At 70.4% G+C, this 17,941-nt stretch carries 17 protein-coding genes; 13 read left to right on the top strand and 4 right to left on the bottom strand.

Translation table 11 applies throughout. From position 1 onward, the window contains the following. Window positions 1–312 precede the first annotated feature (312 nt). On the bottom strand, window positions 313–486 hold the full coding sequence (locus BMZ82_RS40705) for a hypothetical protein (protein ID WP_177244520.1): 174 nt from the start codon (window positions 484–486) through the stop codon (window positions 313–315). Window positions 487–901: 415 nt separating this feature from the next. Between BMZ82_RS40705 and BMZ82_RS16420 the strand changes: the two genes are divergently transcribed. From BMZ82_RS16420 to BMZ82_RS16405, 4 genes are all read left to right on the top strand, one after another. Beyond that, a complete protein-coding gene (locus BMZ82_RS16420; RefSeq protein WP_003993508.1) occupies window positions 902–1,555 on the top strand; it encodes a response regulator transcription factor in 654 nt (217 codons plus the stop codon). 6 nt (window positions 1,556–1,561) lie between these two features. Next, window positions 1,562–2,815, top strand: a complete 1,254-nt coding sequence (locus BMZ82_RS16415) for a sensor histidine kinase (RefSeq protein ID WP_093776283.1) — start codon at window positions 1,562–1,564, stop codon at window positions 2,813–2,815. Window positions 2,816–3,213: 398 nt separating this feature from the next. Then, window positions 3,214–3,510, top strand: a complete 297-nt coding sequence (locus BMZ82_RS16410) for a DUF4193 domain-containing protein (protein WP_003993510.1) — start codon at window positions 3,214–3,216, stop codon at window positions 3,508–3,510. 13 nt (window positions 3,511–3,523) lie between these two features. Then, window positions 3,524–4,534 (top strand): hypothetical protein, encoded by a 1,011-nt coding sequence (locus BMZ82_RS16405; RefSeq protein ID WP_256251940.1) that lies wholly within the window; start codon window positions 3,524–3,526, stop codon window positions 4,532–4,534. A gap of 19 nt (window positions 4,535–4,553) precedes the next feature. Here BMZ82_RS16405 and BMZ82_RS16400 read toward each other — a convergent pair whose 3' ends face one another. Beyond that, a complete protein-coding gene (locus BMZ82_RS16400) occupies window positions 4,554–5,018 on the bottom strand; it encodes a DUF3093 domain-containing protein (protein ID WP_093776281.1) in 465 nt (154 codons plus the stop codon). A 58-nt stretch (window positions 5,019–5,076) separates the two neighbouring features. Here BMZ82_RS16400 and BMZ82_RS16395 point away from each other — a divergent pair, with 58 nt between their 5' ends. The 7 genes from BMZ82_RS16395 (at window position 5,077) to BMZ82_RS16365 (ending at window position 11,961) form a co-directional block, all read left to right on the top strand. Beyond that, window positions 5,077–5,661 carry a PaaI family thioesterase gene (locus tag BMZ82_RS16395; protein WP_093776279.1) on the top strand — a complete coding sequence of 195 codons (585 nt, stop codon included), beginning with the start codon at window positions 5,077–5,079 and terminating at the stop codon, window positions 5,659–5,661. After that, window positions 5,658–6,209 carry a dUTP diphosphatase gene (gene dut, locus BMZ82_RS16390; protein WP_093776277.1) on the top strand — a complete coding sequence of 184 codons (552 nt, stop codon included), beginning with the start codon at window positions 5,658–5,660 and terminating at the stop codon, window positions 6,207–6,209. The genes BMZ82_RS16395 and dut overlap by 4 nt, the downstream gene beginning before the upstream one ends. Before the next feature lies 1 nt (window position 6,210). Continuing rightward, window positions 6,211–6,987, top strand: coding sequence for a DUF3710 domain-containing protein (locus BMZ82_RS16385; RefSeq protein ID WP_093776275.1), 777 nt, complete (start codon window positions 6,211–6,213; stop codon window positions 6,985–6,987). 369 nt (window positions 6,988–7,356) lie between these two features. Continuing rightward, entirely contained in the window at window positions 7,357–9,966 is a 2,610-nt protein-coding gene (locus BMZ82_RS16380; RefSeq protein WP_093776273.1) for a sensor histidine kinase, read from the top strand. Further along, window positions 9,960–10,676 carry a response regulator gene (locus BMZ82_RS16375; RefSeq protein ID WP_093776271.1) on the top strand — a complete coding sequence of 239 codons (717 nt, stop codon included), beginning with the start codon at window positions 9,960–9,962 and terminating at the stop codon, window positions 10,674–10,676. Before BMZ82_RS16380 ends, BMZ82_RS16375 begins: the two co-directional genes overlap by 7 nt. Window positions 10,677–10,800: 124 nt before the next feature. Beyond that, a complete protein-coding gene (locus BMZ82_RS16370) occupies window positions 10,801–11,199 on the top strand; it encodes an OB-fold nucleic acid binding domain-containing protein (RefSeq protein WP_093776269.1) in 399 nt (132 codons plus the stop codon). Window positions 11,200–11,202: 3 nt separating this feature from the next. After that, a complete protein-coding gene (locus BMZ82_RS16365; protein WP_093776267.1) occupies window positions 11,203–11,961 on the top strand; it encodes a DUF3159 domain-containing protein in 759 nt (252 codons plus the stop codon). 270 nt (window positions 11,962–12,231) lie between these two features. Here BMZ82_RS16365 and BMZ82_RS16360 read toward each other — a convergent pair whose 3' ends face one another. Both BMZ82_RS16360 and BMZ82_RS16355 read right to left on the bottom strand, forming a co-directional pair. Beyond that, window positions 12,232–12,909 carry a potassium channel family protein gene (locus BMZ82_RS16360; RefSeq protein WP_093776265.1) on the bottom strand — a complete coding sequence of 226 codons (678 nt, stop codon included), beginning with the start codon at window positions 12,907–12,909 and terminating at the stop codon, window positions 12,232–12,234. After that, the gene (locus tag BMZ82_RS16355) at window positions 12,909–13,577 is read right to left on the bottom strand and encodes a potassium channel family protein (protein WP_093776263.1); all 669 of its coding nucleotides are present in this window, start codon (window positions 13,575–13,577) and stop codon (window positions 12,909–12,911) included. The genes BMZ82_RS16360 and BMZ82_RS16355 overlap by 1 nt, the downstream gene beginning before the upstream one ends. Window positions 13,578–14,124: 547 nt before the next feature. Between BMZ82_RS16355 and BMZ82_RS16350 the strand changes: the two genes are divergently transcribed. Together BMZ82_RS16350 and BMZ82_RS16345 are read left to right on the top strand one after the other, a co-directional pair. Beyond that, window positions 14,125–16,389, top strand: coding sequence for an amino acid permease (locus tag BMZ82_RS16350; RefSeq protein WP_256251939.1), 2,265 nt, complete (start codon window positions 14,125–14,127; stop codon window positions 16,387–16,389). Between the two features lie 152 nt (window positions 16,390–16,541). Then, window positions 16,542–17,909 (top strand): class I SAM-dependent RNA methyltransferase, encoded by a 1,368-nt coding sequence (locus tag BMZ82_RS16345; RefSeq protein WP_093776261.1) that lies wholly within the window; start codon window positions 16,542–16,544, stop codon window positions 17,907–17,909. The last annotated feature ends 32 nt before the right edge of the window (window positions 17,910–17,941 follow it).

The raw sequence follows: 17,941 nt of genomic DNA, 5'->3' as shown, positions 1-17,941 counted from the left end.
CACCGGCGGCCCGAAGCCGCTCGTACTCGTCGCGCCCGGGATGCCGCCGCGACACGCGCACCGAGCTCCGTCCGGCCTTCCGAGCCCAGCCGAAGGCAGTGTTCCGGTTCACCCCCAGCTCGCGCGCCACCACGGTCACGTTCCCCACAGCATCCAGCCGCGCAAGGAAACGCTCCCTCAACCCCGAAACATCATCGCGTCCAACGGCCACGGTCCTCGCAACTCCCACAGATCGCGGGTGTTGCGAGGACCGTCAGAACCCAAGGATTCGCCGGGGCCCTCCGTCGTGCGCGGGAACTGCTCAGGAACTGCTCAGACGCTTGTCGCGCCGACCTCGACACCGTGCTCGGCGGCAAGGCGGCGAAGGTCGTCGAGCTCGGCCTGCTCCACCTCGGCGAGGAAGTCGTCGCCCTCGTCGCGAGCCCGGGTCAGATCGGACTCGGTCGCCCTTATGCGCTGCAGAAGTCCTGCGGTGAATGCGTCCATGCTGCGCCCCCTCGTCCTGGGTCGTGGGTCGGTGGCACGGGGGTGTGCCGGTTGGGAAGGGGCGATCACGTCTGCGAACAGGTGCCCAGCGCTGCCTGCCGGGCGGCGACGGTGCCGGACACCCACGCCCACTCTGCGGCAAGCGGAACGCGGCGTACCACATGGTGCTGTGGCACATGCAGAGCGTGATCGCGGGGTGTAAAGCCGTCCTCCCCCCGCTCTCTTCCACGGAAACCTCAACCCGACGAGAAAATCTCGCATTCCCGGCCTTCACACCGGTCCTTCATCTGCCGCGCACCCGCCTTACCGCCGACTTATGGCCGAAAAGGGCAGGATGGAGGCCACACTCACCAGGACCCCTGCCCACGTGCGCTCACGGAGCGCTACGCGGGTGGACAGAGGAAGGACAAGCGACGTGCGCGTACTCGTCGTCGAGGACGAGCAGCTACTCGCCGATGCGGTGGCCACCGGACTGCGCCGGGAGGCCATGGCCGTCGACGTCGTGTACGACGGTGCGGCCGCCCTGGAGCGCATCGGCGTCAACGACTACGACGTGGTCGTCCTCGACCGCGACCTCCCCCTCGTGCACGGCGACGACGTCTGCCGCAAGATCGTCGAACTCGGCATGCCCACGCGCGTGCTGATGCTCACGGCGTCCGGCGACGTCAGCGACCGGGTCGAGGGCCTGGAGATCGGCGCCGACGACTACCTCCCCAAGCCCTTCGCCTTCAGCGAGCTGATCGCACGCGTGCGTGCCCTCGGCCGGCGCACCAGCGTGCCGCTGCCGCCGGTCCTGGAGCGGGCCGGCATCAAGCTCGATCCCAACCGCCGCGAGGTCTTCCGCGACGGCAAGGAGGTCCAGCTCGCGCCCAAGGAGTTCGCCGTCCTGGAGGTCCTGATGCGCAGCGAGGGCGCCGTCGTCTCCGCGGAACAGCTCCTGGAGAAGGCCTGGGACGAGAACACCGACCCGTTCACCAACGTGGTGCGCGTGACGGTCATGACGCTGCGCCGCAAGCTGGGCGAACCTCCGGTGATCGTCACCGTCCCCGGTTCCGGCTACCGGATCTGATTCGCCGTGGCATCGACACCCCCGCCTCCCCAGACACCCCCGAAGCCCACCTGGGACCCCAGGAGGCCGCAGCCCGCGCTGCCGTGGCTGCGTCCGACCATCCGCATACGCCTCACGCTGCTGTACGGCGGCATGTTCCTGATCGCCGGCATCCTGCTGCTGTCGATCATCTACCTGCTCGCCGCACAGGCCATCAGCACGGGCAACCAGCCGCCGTTCAAGATCGTGAGCGCGAGCGACGACGTCAAGGTCGCCAGCGCCGACTGCCCGGCGGTCAACAACGCCACCGGCCTGACGCTCACCCAGTTCAACTCGGCGATCAGCACCTGTATCGACCTCCAGCGCCAGCACGCCCTGGACAACCTCCTCAGCCGCTCCCTGCTCGCGCTCCTCGGCCTCGCGATCATCGCCTTCGCCTTCGGCTACGCGATGGCCGGCCGTGTGCTGTCGCCGCTGGGCCGGATCACTCGCACCGCGCGCGCGGTGGCGGGCTCGGACCTGTCCCGCCGGATCGAGCTGGACGGCCCGGACGACGAGCTGAAGGAGCTCGCCGACACCTTCGACGAGATGCTGGAGCGCCTCCAGCGCGCCTTCACGGCCCAGCAGCGCTTCGTCGGCAACGCCTCGCACGAGCTGAGGACACCGCTGGCGATCAACCGCACGCTGCTCGAAGTGCACCTCTCCGACCCGGGCGCGCCGATGGAGCTGCAACAGCTCGGCAAGACGCTGCTGGCCACCAATGAGCGCAGCGAGCAGCTCGTCGAGGGTCTGCTGCTGCTCGCCCGCAGCGACAACCAGATCGTCGAGCGCAAGCCGGTCGACCTCGCGGAGGTCGCCGAGCAGGCCGTCGACCAGGTGCACGGGGAGGCGGCGGCCAAGGGCGTGGTGATCCGCGGAGAGCAGAAACCCGCCGTCGTCCAGGGCAACGGCGTCCTGCTGGAGCGGATCGCCCTCAACCTCGTACAGAACGCCGTACGGTACAACGTGCCGGAAGACGGTTGGGTCGAGGTGACCACCGACGTCCAGCACGGCCAGGCGGTTCTGGTCGTGTCGAACACCGGGCCCGTCGTGCCGGCGTACGAGATCGACAACCTGTTCGAGCCCTTCCGCCGGTTGCGTACAGAGCGGACGGGTAGCGACAAGGGGGTCGGGCTCGGCCTGTCCATCGTGCGCTCCGTGGCCCGGGCGCACGGCGGCCATATCGCGGCGCAGCCGCGCGAGGGGGGTGGGCTCGTGATGCGGGTCACCTTGCCCGTCTGAGATCATGTCGCCGACACACGCGAGGATGTTCGCTTTGCGCTGAATTTTCTGGGCCTCGACCGAGCCTGGTCGTGTGTGATCGATCACAAGGGCGAATTTCCGGCCATCTACTCTCCGTGATCATGATTGCTGTCCCAAAGCCCGGAAAATCCGGGTTTTCGGGGGTCTTGATCACGGGAAGTACACGGTGAGACGCCTTTGAAGTGCGGCATTCGGACCGTGTACGGTCCCGATCGCCATCCAAGCCGATCACTCGTGAGGAGTCCGGTTGGGTGTCGATTGAGTAACAGACCTTGATGTGAGGCAAAATCTCCGCCTCGAGGCGGGCACAAGTCCGGCCTCTCACGCGTTACGTGCGCTGGAGACACCGCAGAGACACCCAGAGGGGGAGAGGCGAAATGGCTACCGATTACGACACCCCACGCAAGACCGACGACGACGTCGATTCCGACAGCCTTGAAGAGCTGAAGGCACGGCGGAACGACAAGTCGGCCTCGGCCGTGGACGTTGACGAGTTCGAGGCCGCAGAAGGCCTCGAGCTGCCCGGCGCAGACCTCTCGAACGAGGAGCTGGCCGTCCGGGTGCTGCCGAAGCAGCAGGACGAATTCACCTGCATGAGCTGCTTCCTGGTGCACCACCGCAGCCAGTTGGCCCGGGAGAAGAACGGCCAGCCGATCTGCCGCGACTGCGACTGAGGAGGGGTCGGCCGTGACTGGCTCGACCCCACCCAGGAAGCGCCGCTTCCCCCTGCGGGGAACGGACAAAGGGCCCTCCCGGGGCCCTCACGGCGTGCGTGACGACGGGCGAGGCTCATCCGGAAAGGGAGCGGTCCCTGAAGGATCGGCCTCGCTCGAACCCGCGACTGACCGGGGCGACCTCCCGGCGCCGACGCGGAACGCCGCCCCCGTCGCCAAGCGGCGGGCGGCGGTCATCGGGGCCAGGGCCACGGAACTGGCCAGGCAAGGCGTCCGCAAGGGCGGGAGCCGGGCCAGGGCGGGGCTGGCGCACCTTGCCGACCGGATCATCGAGATCGCCCCGAGGATCCCCGTACGGGACCTCCAGACGCTCCGCAGACAGTTCCCGGGCCTCGGGCCCGAGCAGCTCGCGGACAAGCTCGTGTCGGGCGCGGCGAACGCCACGTCCACCGTCGGAGCGGGCATCGGCGCGGCCGCGATGCTTCCCGTACCGCCCGCGATGCCGGCCGAGCTGGCCGCGGAGATCACCGGGGTCGCCGCGATCGAGCTGAAGCTGATCGCCGAACTCCACGAGGTCTACGGCGTGCGGCCGGTGGGCGGCCTCAAGGACCGCAGCACCGCCTATCTGCGCTCATGGTCGGGCGAACGCGGGGTCGACGTCCGCAAACCGTCCTCGATCAACTCGGCGCTCGGCGGCCAGATGAAGCGCGAGCTGCGCCAGCAGATCATGAAGCGCATGGTCCGGGATCTGCCGAACCTCGTGCCCTTCATGGTGGGCGCCGCCGTCGGCGCGGCCATGAACTGGCGGGACACCAGGAAACTGGCCGGGAAGGTCCGGGCCGACCTGCGGAAGATGCAGGTGCCGTGGGACGCGCTGCCGCAACTGCCGCCCCTGGAGAAGCCGGCGGATCCACTCGCCCTGGAGGAGATCACCAGGAACCCCCTGAACCCCGAGGGGTCCGAGACCCCCGAAAACCCTGAGAAGCCCGAGACGCCCGAGAACCCAGGGGAACTCGGGCGCTGAGGTCTGCCGAGGTCGCCGACTATGCGGCCGTCTCGCGTGCTGTCCTGAGGGCCTGGGCGAGGCGCTCCGGCTCCCGCGTCGACAGGTACAGGTACGGCGTCGGGTCGTCGGGGTCGGTGACCTCCACCCGCAGCGCCGTGGGGATGTAGGAGCGCAGCAGCAGGAAGGCCCGGGCGTCGGCCTTGTACGTGCGCCAGGCGCGCGCCTCCTCCGCGTCCAGGATCTCCGCCTCGCCCAGGGCCGTGACCGGGATCTTCGCCTCGCCCGCGATCAGCGAGTCGCCCACGACGCGGATGCGCAGGGAGCCGTAGGAACTGGCCATGACCGCCGCGACCGCGGTGCCGCCGGCCAGGCCGACGAGCAGCGGCAGGGTGCCGAAGGGCAGCAGGATCAGGGCGCAGGAGACGCCCACCAGGAACGAGATGAACCACCAGGAGCGGGGGGCGGTGAGACGTTCGTCGTAGGGGGTGGCGGAGAGCTGCATGAAGCCAAGCTTGGCACGGTGAGGATGGGCGCCGGGCGGGCGGGTAAGGTCTGCGGCTGTGAGTGGTACTTCCGCAGCTCTTGAGCCTCCGGCCAATGCCGTGAAGCCCGTCCGGCACCCCGATGCTCCCGCGCCCGGCGAGCTTCTCGGCGCCCACTACGAACACTGTTTCGGGTGCGGCGGTGAGCAGACCCACGGGCTGCACCTGGAGGCGCGGGCCGGCGAGGGCGTGACGGTCACCGCCGAGTTCACCGTGCACGCCGCCCATCAGGGCGCGCCCGGTCTCGCGCACGGCGGAGTCCTGGCCTCCGCCCTCGACGAGACGCTCGGCTCGCTGAACTGGCTGCTGCGGACCGTCGCCGTGACCGGACGGCTCGCCACCGACTTCGTACGGCCCGTGCCCGTCGGGACCACGCTGCACCTGGACGCCGAGGTGACGGCGGTGGCCGGCCGCAAGATCTACTCCAGCGCCACCGGGCGGATCGGCGGCCCCGACGGGCCCGTCGCCGTCCGGGCCGACGCGCTTTTCATCGAGGTCGCGGTCGAGCACTTCGTGAACCACGGCCGCGAGGCGGAGATCCGGGCCGCCATGAGCGACCCGGACCAGGTCAGGCGCGTCCGCGCCTTCGAGGTGAACCCGTGAGCCGCGACTCCCTGAACGTCCTGATCCGGCGCGTCGACCCCGACGTACCGCTTCCGACGTACGAGCACCCGGGGGACGCGGGAGCCGATCTGCGCACCACGGAGAGCCGTGAACTGGCGCCGGGGGAGCGGGCCGTGCTCCCCACGGGTGTTTCCATCGCCCTGCCCGAGGGGTACGCGGCCTTCGTGCACCCGCGTTCGGGGCTTGCCGCCCGGTGCGGCATCGCCCTCGTGAATGCCCCGGGGACGGTGGATGCCGGGTACCGTGGAGAGATCAAGGTGATCGTGGTGAATCTCGACCCGCGCGAGTCCGTGCGGTTCGAGCGCTTCGACCGGATTGCCCAACTGGTCGTCCAGCAGGTCGAGAGGGTCCGCTTCCAGGAGGTCGCGGAGCTTCCCGACTCGGCGCGGGCCGCAGGGGGCTTCGGGTCCACCGGCGGGCATGCCGCCGTGGGCGGCGCAAGCGGTACAAGCGGTCAGACCGCCGAGGGCGGCGCGACGGGTGGGAATCGATACGCTTCGGTCGTATCCGACCGGGAAGGACAGTGACGTGTTCGGACGTCGCAAGAAGAAGGGTGCCGCCGAGGACGCGGCCGGCGAGGCCGAGCAGGTCGTCGACAGTGTCGACACTGAGGCGGACGACGTAGCGGCCGAGGACGAGGGCCCGCGCGAGCGGGTACGGCTCGAGCCCGAGCCGCGGCCCGACGGGCCCTGGGACGACTCCGAGGTGCGCGACCCCGCAGAGGGCCGCGTGGACCTCGGCGGGATCTTCGTGCCCGGGGTCGACGGCATGGAACTGCGGGTCGAGGTCGCCGGTGACGCGATCGTCGCGGCGACCGTCGTGCTGCGCGACAGCGCCGTCCAGTTGCAGGCCTTCGCCGCTCCCAAGCGCGAGGGCATCTGGGGTGAGGTGCGCGAGGAGATCGGCTCCGGCATCACCCAGCAGGGTGGCATCGTCGACGAGGTCGAAGGCCCGCTGGGCTGGGAACTGCGAGCTCAGGTGCCGGTGCAGTTGCCGGACGGCACGGGCGGTTTCCACGTCGTGCGGTTCGTCGGCGTGGACGGCCCCCGCTGGTTCCTGCGCGGAGTGATCTCTGGCCAGGGCGCGGTGCAGCCGCAGGCGGCCGGGCTGCTGGAGCAGATCTTCCGGGACACGGTCGTGGTGCGCGGCGAGGGCCCGATGGCGCCTCGCGACCCGATCGTCCTGAAGCTGCCGAACGACGCGCAGATGGTGCCCGAGGGCGTCCAGCAGCAGGACGACAGCTCCCGCTTCTCCGGCGGCATGGGCCAGTTGCAGCGCGGACCGGAGATCACCGAGGTCCGCTAGCCGCACGGCAGTCGGCAGACGGCGGACCGTAGACGGTAGATCGACGGACGGCAGATCGTACGGCCGAAGGGGCCGCATCCCGATGAGGGGTGCGGCCCCTTCGCGTTTCCCGCAGGCGGGCGGGCCCCGGCCCCCGACGGATCCGATGACATCGATGACATCGATGAGATCGATGAGATCGAAGGCCGGTGGGTGTGAACCGATTCGGGGGGCTCGTCCGATGAAGGGGTGAGGGCCGCCGGTGTTCGTCTCACCGCGTCAGGGTTGCGTCAAAGGCGTCCCTCGCCTTTCAGCTCGTCCCTTTTGTCGGAACTGTTGGCCGTAAGGTCGACGCTGCGTACGCAGTAGTTACTGGAAGACAATGAGGCCATGGCACGCGGAAAGCTTCGGATCTACCTCGGCGCGGCACCGGGCGTGGGCAAGACGTACGCGATGCTGTCCGAGGCGCACCGGCGGGTGGAGCGCGGCACGGACTGCGTGGTGGCATTCGTCGAGCACCACGGGCGGCAGCGCACCGAGGTGATGCTGCACGGCCTGGAGCAGCTCCCGCGCCGTGACCTGGAGTACCGGGGCGGTGCCTTCACCGAGATGGACGTGGACGCGGTCCTCGCCCGCGCCCCGCAGGTCGCCCTGGTGGACGAACTCGCCCACACCAACGTCCCGGGTTCGCGCAACGCCAAGCGCTGGCAGGACGTGGCGGAGCTGCTCGCCGCCGGCATCGACGTGGTCTCGACGGTCAACATCCAGCACCTGGAGTCCCTCGGCGACGTCGTGGAGTCGATCACCGGGGTACGGCAGCAGGAGACGGTGCCGGACGAGTTCGTCCGGCGGGCCGACCAGATCGAGCTGGTGGACATGTCACCCCAGGCGCTGCGGCGGCGGATGGCGCACGGCAACATCTACCAGCCGGACAAGGTCGACGCGGCCCTGTCCAACTACTTCCGGCCCGGCAACCTCACCGCCCTGCGGGAGCTGGCCCTGCTGTGGGTGGCCGACCGGGTCGACGAGTACCTGAAGCAGTACCGCAGCGAGCACCGGGTGTCGGCGATCTGGGGTTCGCGCGAGCGGATCGTGGTCGGGCTGACCGGCGGCCCGGAGGGGCGCACCCTGATCCGGCGGGCGGCCCGGCTCGCGGAGAAGGGCGCCGGCGGAGAGGTGCTGGCCGTGTACATCGCCCGCAGCGACGGGCTGACCTCGGCCTCCCCCAAGGAACTGGCGGTCCAGCGCACCCTCGCGGAGGACCTGGGCGGCACCTTCCACCACGTGGTCGGCGACGACATCCCGGCCGCGCTGCTCGACTTCGCCCGCGGGGTCAACGCGACACAGATCGTGCTCGGCTCCTCTCGCCGCAAGACATGGCAGTACGTCTTCGGCCCCGGAGTCGGCGCGACGGTCGCCCGCGAGTCGGGGTCCGACCTCGACGTGCACATCGTCACCCACGACGAGGTCGCCAAGGGACGCGGGCTGCCGGTGGCCCGGGGCGCCCGGCTCGGGCGGGCCCGGATCCTCTGGGGCTGGCTGGTCGGGGTGGCGGGCCCGGCGCTGCTGGCAGTGCTGCTGAACACCGTGCACCTCGGCCTCGCCAACGACATGCTGCTGTTCCTGGCCGTGACCGTGGCGGCGGCGCTGCTCGGCGGGCTGCTGCCCGCCCTGGCCTCGGCGGCCGTGGGCTCGCTCCTGCTGAACTACTTCTACACACCGCCCCTGCACAGATGGACGATCGCCGACCCGAGGAACATCGTCGCCATCGTGATCTTCGTCGGGGTGGGGATCTCGGTCGCGTCGGTGGTGGACCTGGCGGCCCGGCGTACGCACCAGGCGGCCCGGCTGCGGGCCGAGTCGGAGATCCTGTCCTACCTGGCGGGCAACGTGCTGCGGGGCGAGACCAGCCTGGAGGCGCTCCTCGAGCGGGTGCGCGAGACCTTCGGGATGGAGTCGGCGGCGCTGCTGGAGCGGGCGGAGGGCAGAGCGCCGTGGACCCGCGCGGGGCACGTCGGGTTCGGGCGTCCGGTCGAACGGCCCGAGGACGCGGACGTGGACGTGCCGGTCGGCGACCATCTGGCGCTGGCGCTCACCGGGCGGGTGCTGCCCGCGGAGGACAGGCGGGTGCTGGCCGCGTTCGCCGCCCAGGCGGTCGTCGTGCTGGACCGGCGGCGGCTGCAGGAGGAGGCCGAGCGGGCCCGTGCGCTGGCCGAGGGCAACCGCATCCGCACGGCGCTGCTGGCCGCCGTCAGCCATGACCTGCGTACCCCGCTGGCCGGCATCAAGGCGGCCGTCTCCTCGCTGCGGTCCGACGACGTGGCCTGGTCCGAGGAGGACCAGGCGGAGTTGCTGGAGGGCATCGAGGACGGTGCGGACCGGCTCGACCACCTGGTGGGCAACCTGCTGGACATGTCCCGCCTCCAGACCGGTACGGTCACGCCGATCATCCGGGAGATCGACCTCGACGAGGTGGTGCCGATGGCGCTCGGCGGGGTCCCGGATCCGCAGGAGAGCGTGGAGCTGGACATCCCGGAGACGCTGCCCATGGTCGCCGTGGACGCCGGGCTGCTGGAGCGGTCGGTCGCCAACCTGGTGGAGAACGCGGTCAAGTACAGCCCGCCCGGCAAGACTGTGCTGGTCTCGGCGAGCGCGCTGTCCGACCGGGTCGAGGTGCGGGTCGTGGACCGTGGGCCGGGCGTCCCCGACGAGGCCAAGGAGCGGATATTCGCCCCCTTCCAGCGCTACGGCGACGCCCCGCGCGGAGCAGGGGTCGGGCTCGGCCTCGCGGTCGCCCGCGGCTTCGCCGAGGCGATGGGCGGCACACTGAACGCCGAGGACACCCCCGGCGGCGGCCTCACCATGGTCCTCACCGTCCGTGCGGCGGGACCGCGTCCCGAGTCGCAGCCCGCACCACCCGATCCGCGCCCCATACCGCCTGATCCGCAACCCGCCCAGCCCGCGCAACCCGTACAACCCGAGAGGCAGGCCTCATGCTGAGCCCGGCTGGGGAGACACCCCAGGCTCCCACGAGGGTGCTCGTGATCGACGACGAGCCGCAGATCGTGCGTGCCCTCGTGATCAACCTCAAGGCCCGCAAGTACGAGGTCGACGCCGCCCACGACGGCGCCACCGCACTGCGCCTCGCCGCCTCCCGGCACCCGGACGTGATCGTCCTCGACCTGGGGCTGCCGGACATGGACGGCGTCGAGGTGATCAAGGGGCTGCGCGGCTGGACCAGGGTGCCGATCCTGGTGCTGTCCGCCCGGCACTCCTCGGACGAGAAGGTCGAGGCGCTCGACGCCGGCGCCGACGACTACGTCACCAAGCCCTTCGGCATGGACGAGCTGCTGGCCCGGCTGCGGGCCGCGGTCCGCCGCGCCGAACCGGCCGGCGGCGGCGAGGACGAGGTGCTGGTGGAGACCGACGGCTTCACCGTCGACCTCGCCGCGAAGAAGGTCCAGCGGGCCGGGAAGGACGTACGGCTGACGCCCACGGAGTGGCATCTGCTGGAGGTGCTGGTGCGCAACTCCGGGCGGCTGGTCAGCCAGAAGCAACTGCTGCAGGAGGTGTGGGGGCCGTCGTACGGGACGGAGACGAACTACCTGCGGGTGTACATGGCGCAACTGAGACGGAAGCTCGAGGCCGACCCCTCGCATCCCGCGCACTTCGTCACGGAGCCCGGGATGGGGTACCGGTTCGAGCGCTGACACGGCGGCGGCAGGGCAGCGGCACGGCGGCGGCACAGGAGCGGTGCGGCGGCGACACGGCAGGTGGGAGGGCGGGTACGGCGGCGGGTACGGCTCTGTCGGTGCGCCCCGGTACGCTTCAGATATGAGTGCTGTTCCTCGTTCCGAAAAGTCGACGGGCCGGTTCCGGCGCATGCTCGGCCGGCTCTCCTCGTCGCAGGAGGACCTGGAGTCCGAGGAGCTGCGCGAGGACGCCGAGACGGCCGGTTGCACCCGGATCGGAGACTGCCAGGACCGCCAGATAGTGACGGTTACTGGTACCTTGCGCACGGTCACTCTGCGGCCGCGTGCCGGAGTCCCGGCCCTGGAGGCCGAGCTGTTCGACGGCAGCGCCGCGCTGGACGTGGTGTGGCTGGGCAGGCGTTCCATCGTGGGGATAGAACCGGGGCGCAGACTCATCGCATCGGGCCGGGTCTCCATGAGCCGGGGCCGCCGGGTGCTGTTCAACCCCAAGTACGAACTGAGACCCCTGGGTAGGGAGTAGCCGGTGACGTCGCTCGACAAGCCGACCGAAGACACGACTGCGGAAGACACCGCCGCGGCCGACGCCCGGGCGGTGACCGAGGCTGCCTTGTTCGAGGCGTTCGGCGGCGTGCGGGGCATGGTCGAGACGGTGGTGCCAGGCCTGCTCTTCGTCACGATCTTCACGATCAACAAGGACCTGCACATGTCCGCGATCGCCGCGCTCGCGGTGTCGCTGGTCCTGGTCGTGGTCCGGCTGGTGATGAAGGACACGGTCAAGCACGCGTTCAGCGGGGTCTTCGGCGTCGCCTTCGGCGTCGTCTTCGCGATGATGACCGGCAACGCCAAGGACTTCTATCTGCCGGGCATGCTCTACACGCTGGGGCTGGCGCTGGCGTACATCATCACGACGTTGTGCGGGGTGCCGCTGATCGGGCTCATCCTCGGGCCGGTGTTCAAGGAGAACCTCTCCTGGCGCACCCGCAATCCCGGCCGCAAGAAGGCGTATGCCAAGGCCAGTTGGGCATGGGGGCTGATCCTTCTCGCCAAGTGCGCGATCCTCTTCCCGCTGTACCTGTGGGCGAACACCGCGCAGCTCGGGTGGGTGCTGGTGGCGTTGAAGATTCCGCCGTTCCTGCTGGCCGTGTGGCTGACGTGGGTGTTCCTCGCGAAGGCGCCCGCGCCGATTGATGTGTTCGCGGAGATGGAGGCGGAGGAGAAGGCGGAGGCGGAGGCTGCTGCCGGGGTTTCGGAGGGTGGGGCGCGGCACCGTCGGGAGGGGTAGTGGGGTAGTTGCCGGGGTCTCGGTGACCGTCCCTCTGGGGGCTGCCGCCCTCAGACCCCCGCTTCGGCCCTTAAGGGGCCTCGTCCTCAAACGCCGGACGGGCTGAAAGGCATTGACGGGCTGAAGGGCCCGGACGGGCTGGAAGGCGCTGGTCGGCTGGAGGGCACGACCGGCGCCGGAAAACCGCCCATCCGCCCAAAATCCGACCAAGGGGCGCCCTGAAATCTCAGGGCGCCCCTTGGTCGTTTTTTGTCGTTGCCGTCCCGGAGGTCAGTTGCCGGGGTCGTTCTTGCGTACCGACAGCAGGTCCTCGAGTTGTTCTTCTCTTGCCTGGGCGGCGACGAAGAGGAGTTCGTCGCCCGGTTCGAGGGAGTCCTCGCGGGACGGGGTGAGGACGCGGGTGCCGCGGATGATGGTGACCAGGGAGGTGTCCTCGGGCCATTCCACGTCGCCGACCTGGGTGCCGGCCAGGGCTGATTCCTCGGGGAGGGTCAGTTCGACCAGGTTGGCGTCGCCGTGGCTGAAGCGGAGCAGGCGGACCAGGTCGCCGACGCTCACCGCCTCCTCGACCAGGGCGGACATCAGCCGCGGGGTGGAGACGGCCACGTCGACGCCCCAGGACTCGTTGAAGAGCCACTCGTTCTTGGGGTTGTTGACGCGGGCCACGACGCGCGGAACGCCGTACTCCGTCTTCGCCAGTAGTGACACGACCAGGTTGACCTTGTCGTCGCCGGTCGCGGCGATGACGACGTTGCAGCGCTGGAGCGCCGCCTCGTCCAGCGACGTGATCTCGCAGGCGTCGGCCAGCAGCCATTCCGCCTGGGGGACGCGCTCGACCGAGATGGCGGTCGGCGCCTTGTCGATCAGCAGGATCTCGTGGCCGTTCTCCAGCAGTTCGCCCGCGATCGAGCGGCCGACGGCTCCGGCTCCGGCAATGGCGACCCTCATCAGTGACCGCCTTCCCTGGGGCCCTCGGCGAACGACGCCTCGACCTTCTCGACCTCGTCGGTGCGCAGCATCACATGCACCAGGTCACCTTCCTGCAACACCGTCTGCGAGGTGGGCAGGATCGCTTCGCCGAGGCGGGTCAGGAACGCCACGCGGACGCCCGTCTCCTCCTGCAGCTTGCTGATCTTGTGGCCGACCCAGGACGGGGCGGCGTGCACCTCGGCGAGCTGGACGCCCCCGGTGGGGTCGCGCCACAGCGGCTCGGCCCCCGAGGGGAGCAGCCGGCGCAGCATCTGGTCGGCCGTCCAGCGGACGGTGGCGACGGTCGGGATGCCCAGGCGCTGGTAGACCTCGGCGCGGCGGGGGTCGTAGATGCGGGCGGCGACGTTCTCGATGCCGAACATCTCGCGGGCCACGCGGGCGGCGATGATGTTGGAGTTGTCGCCGCTGGAGACGGCGGCGAAGGCGCCCGCCTCCTCGATACCGGCCTCGCGCAGGGTGTCCTGGTCGAAGCCGACCCCCGTGACACGACGGCCGCCGAAACCGGAGCCCAGTCGTCGGAAGGCGGTGGGGTCCTGGTCGATCACGGCGACCGTGTGCCCCTGTTGCTCCAGGGTCTGGGCGAGAGCGGAACCCACTCTGCCGCAGCCCATGATGACGATGTGCACGACCGTCCTTCCGAGGTCAAGAAGTCAAAAAGATGTCAAGAAGTCAATGAGTTTTCTGGCCTGGCCGTTGGGGGTCGGCCTTGAACAGGGTCTCAGACCGTCGCCCAAGCTACACACGCGCGGTCCCCGCCGGGCACCCCCGTGCAGGGTGCCTGCCCGGTGCGTGCCCGGTCCGCGCCCTGTCCAGGCCATGTCCAGGCCCTGTCCGGGCTGGTCCGGCCCCGATGCCCGCCCGCTGTGCGCGTCAGCGACGGCTGATGCTCCAGAGACTGAGGAAGGTAAGGATTGCGAGGCCGACGAGGGTGCCGATGGCGCCGATGAGCTCCGCGGTCGTGTGCATGGACCCTCCGAGTGGGCGGCAGCGGGCAGGGATTGTCATATAGGCATGTCGATTGGCGCGGCTGTGGAATCCGCAGCGCGGGCCCGGCCGAATTTCACCCGTGAGGCAGACGCGACGGCCCCTCCGCCGACCGAGCCCGGGGGAGCGTGCGGGGAGGGTGGGGGGAGGGTGGGCGGTCCCGTGTTCGAAGGCTTACGATCCTCTGTTGTGTCCAAACTGACCGACGTGCCCAAACGCATTCTGATCGGGCGCGCACTGCGCAGTGATCGGCTTGGGGAAACGCTCCTGCCGAAGCGCATCGCCCTACCCGTCTTCGCTTCCGACCCGCTGTCCTCCGTGGCCTACGCCCCCGGGGAGGTGCTGCTGGTCCTGTCCATCGCGGGCGTGTCGGCCTACCACTTCAGTCCGTGGATCGCCCTCGCGGTCGTCGTGCTGATGTTCACGGTGGTCGCCTCCTACCGGCAGAACGTCCACGCCTACCCCAGTGGCGGTGGCGACTACGAGGTGGCCACCACCAACCTCGGCCCCAAGGCCGGGCTGACGGTCGCGAGCGCGCTGCTCGTCGACTACGTCCTGACGGTCGCCGTCTCCATCTCGTCCGGCATCGAGAACCTCGGCTCCGCGGTCCCGTTCGTCGTCGAGCACAAGGTGGCCTGCGCGGTCGCCGTGATCGTGCTGCTGACGCTGATGAACCTGCGCGGGGTCAAGGAGTCCGGCAAGCTCTTCGCGATCCCGACGTACGTGTTCGTCGCGGGCGTCTTCGTCATGATCGCGTGGGGGGCGTTCCGCGGACTGGTGCTCGACGACCAGATGCGGGCGCCGACGGCCGAGTACACGATCAAGGCCGAGCACCAGGGCCTGGCCGGTTTCGCCCTTGTCTTCCTGATGCTGCGCGCCTTCTCCTCCGGCTGCGCCGCGCTCACCGGTGTCGAGGCGATCTCCAACGGCGTCCCGGCCTTCCGCAAGCCCAAGTCGAAGAACGCGGCGAGCACGCTGCTGGCGATGGGCCTGCTGGCCGTCACCATGTTCTGCGGGATCATCGCGCTGGCCCTGGTGACCAAGGTGCGGATGGCCGAGAACCCGGCCGTCGACCTGCTCCAGAACGGCGTCGGGGTCGGCGCGGACTACGTCCAGAACCCGGTGATCACCCAGGTCGCCGAGGCCGTCTTCGGCAAGGGCAGCTTCTTCTTCGTCGTGCTCGCCGCGGCCACCGCCCTGGTGCTGTTCCTGGCGGCGAACACCGCCTACAACGGCTTCCCGGTGCTCGGCTCGATCCTCGCCCAGGACCGCTACCTGCCCCGCCAACTGCACACCCGCGGCGACCGCCTCGCGTTCTCCAACGGCATCGTGCTGCTGGCCGGCGCGGCCATGCTGCTGGTGGTCATCTACGGGGCCGACTCGACGCGCCTGATCCAGCTCTACATCGTCGGCGTGTTCGTGTCGTTCACGCTGAGCCAGACCGGCATGGTCCGGCACTGGAACCGGCACCTGGCGACCGAGACCGACCCGGCCAAGCGCCGCCACATGGTCCGCTCCCGCGCGATCAACACCTTCGGCGCCTTCTTCACCGGCCTGGTCCTGGTCGTCGTCCTGGTCACCAAGTTCACCCACGGCGCCTGGGTCGCCCTGCTCGGCATGGTGATCTTCTACGCGACGATGACCGCGATCCGCCGCCACTACGACGGCGTGGCGGCGGAGCTCGTCGCACCCGAGGGGCCGAGCGACGACAGTGTCCGGCCCTCGCGCGTCCACTCGGTGCTGCTGATCTCCAAGATCCACCGCCCGGCGCTGCGCGCCCTCGCCTACGCCAAGCTGATGCGCTCCGACACCCTGGAGGCGCTCACCGTCAACGTCGACCCGGCCGAGACGAACGTGCTGCGCGAGGAGTGGGAACGGCGCGGGATCGACGTACCGCTGAAGGTGCTGGACTCGCCGTACCGCGAGATCACGCGGCCGGTCATCGAGTACGTCAAGAGCCTGCGCCGGGAGTCGCCGCGCGACGCGGTGTCGGTGATCATCCCCGAGTACGTGGTCGGCCACTGGTACGAGCACCTGCTGCACAACCAGAGCGCGCTGCGGCTGAAGGGCCGACTGCTGTTCACACCGGGCGTCATGGTCACGTCCGTGCCGTACCAGCTCCAGTCCTCCGAGGCGGCGAAGAACCGCGCCCGCAAACGGCAGGAATGGAACGCCCCGGGCGCGGTGCGGCGTGGCCCGCTCCAGGAGGGCCACCCGAAGGAGCCGTCGGGGACGGCCGGCGGGCAGACGCCGGGGGCGGGTTCGCCGGGGGAGGGCACGTCGACGGCGGGCACGTCTGGCGCGGGCAAGTCCGGCGCGGGTAAGTCCGGGGCGGGTTCGTCTGGCGCGGGTAAGTCGGCGGCGGGCACGTCAGGTGCGGGTTCGTCGGAGGCGGGTGCGGCGGGGACGGGCAAGTCCGGCACGGGTTCGTCGGAGTCGGACGCCAAGAACTGATCCGCCTTCCGCGCATCCCGCGCACCCCGCACCTTCCACGGCTTCCGCGTCTCCAGCGCCCCGGCTCGTGGTGAGCGGCCGGACGACAGCCACGTAGACTGGTGGGCTGTTGTCCGGCCGTTCCTCGTTCGACGTTGTGGAGTCACCCCGCCATGCAGGCAGAACCGAAGAAGACGCAGGCGGAGCCGGCGGAGCAAGCGGTGCCGGCGGTGTCCCTCGTCGGCGAGGAGTACGAGGTCGAGATCGGGCCCGTCGCCCACGGCGGGCACTGCATCGCCCGTACCGACGCGGGCCAGGTCCTGTTCGTCCGGCACGCGCTGCCCGGCGAGCGGGTCGTGGCCCGGGTGACCGACGGCGAGGAGGGCGCCCGGTTCCTGCGCGCGGACGCGGTGCGGGTACTGGAGGCGTCCAAGGACCGGGTCGAGGCCCCGTGCCCGTACGCCGGCCCGGGCCGCTGCGGCGGCTGCGACTGGCAGCACGCCAAGCCGGGCGCCCAGCGCCGACTCAAGGGCGAGGTGATCGCCGAGCAGCTCCAGCGGCTCGCGGGCCTCACCCCCGAGGAGGCCGGCTGGGACGGCACCGTGATGCCGGCCGAGGGCGACAAGCTGCCGCCCGGCGAGGTGCCGCAGTGGCGGACGCGCGTGCAGTACGCGGTGGACGCCGACGGCAACGCCGGACTGCGCCGCCACCGCTCCCACGAGGTCGAGCCCATCGAGCACTGCATGATCGCCGCGCCCGGCGTCAGCGAACTGGGCATCGAGGAGCGCGACTGGTCCGGCATGGCGTCGGTGGACGCGATCGCGGCGACCGGTTCCCAGGACCGCATGGTGATCCTGGAGCCGCGGCCCGGCGCCCGCCTTCCCCTCGTCGAGCTCGACAAACCCGTCTCCGTGATGCGGGTCGAGGAGCACGACGGCGGCATCCACCGCGTCCACGGCCGCGCGTTCGTACGCGAGCGGGCCGACGGCCGCACCTACCGCGTCGGCAGCGGCGGCTTCTGGCAGGTCCACCCGCAGGCCGCCGACACCCTGGTCAAGGCCGTCATGCAGGGCCTGCTGCCGCGCAAGGGCGACATGGCGCTCGACCTGTACTGCGGCGTCGGCCTCTTCGCGGGCGCCCTCGCCGACCGCCTCGGCGACAAGGGCGCGGTGCTGGGCATCGAGTCCGGCAAGCGCGCGGTGGAGGACGCCCGGCACAACCTCGCCGGCTTCGACCGGGTACGGATCGAACAGGGCAAGGTCGAGGCGGTGCTCCCGCGCACCGGCATCACCGAGGTCGACCTCGTCGTCCTCGACCCGCCCCGCGCGGGCGCCGGCAAGAAGACCGTCGAGCATCTCTCGTCACTGGGCGCCCGAAAGATCGCCTACGTCGCCTGCGACCCGGCCGCCCTGGCCAGGGACCTGGGGTACTTCCGCGACGGCGGCTACCGGGTGCGGACGCTCCGGGCGTTCGATCTGTTTCCGATGACGCATCACGTGGAGTGCGTGGCGATTCTGGAGCCGGTGGGGAAGAGTGCCTGACCTGCGGTTTCGTCGATGGCTGGACGGTTTGA

The sequence above is a fragment of the Streptomyces sp. yr375 genome (genome assembly GCF_900110755.1).
GTDB lineage: Bacteria > Actinomycetota > Actinomycetes > Streptomycetales > Streptomycetaceae > Streptomyces.
The sequence above is the reverse complement of the archived record's forward strand: the minus strand, read 5'-3'. Positions and strand labels throughout refer to the sequence as shown.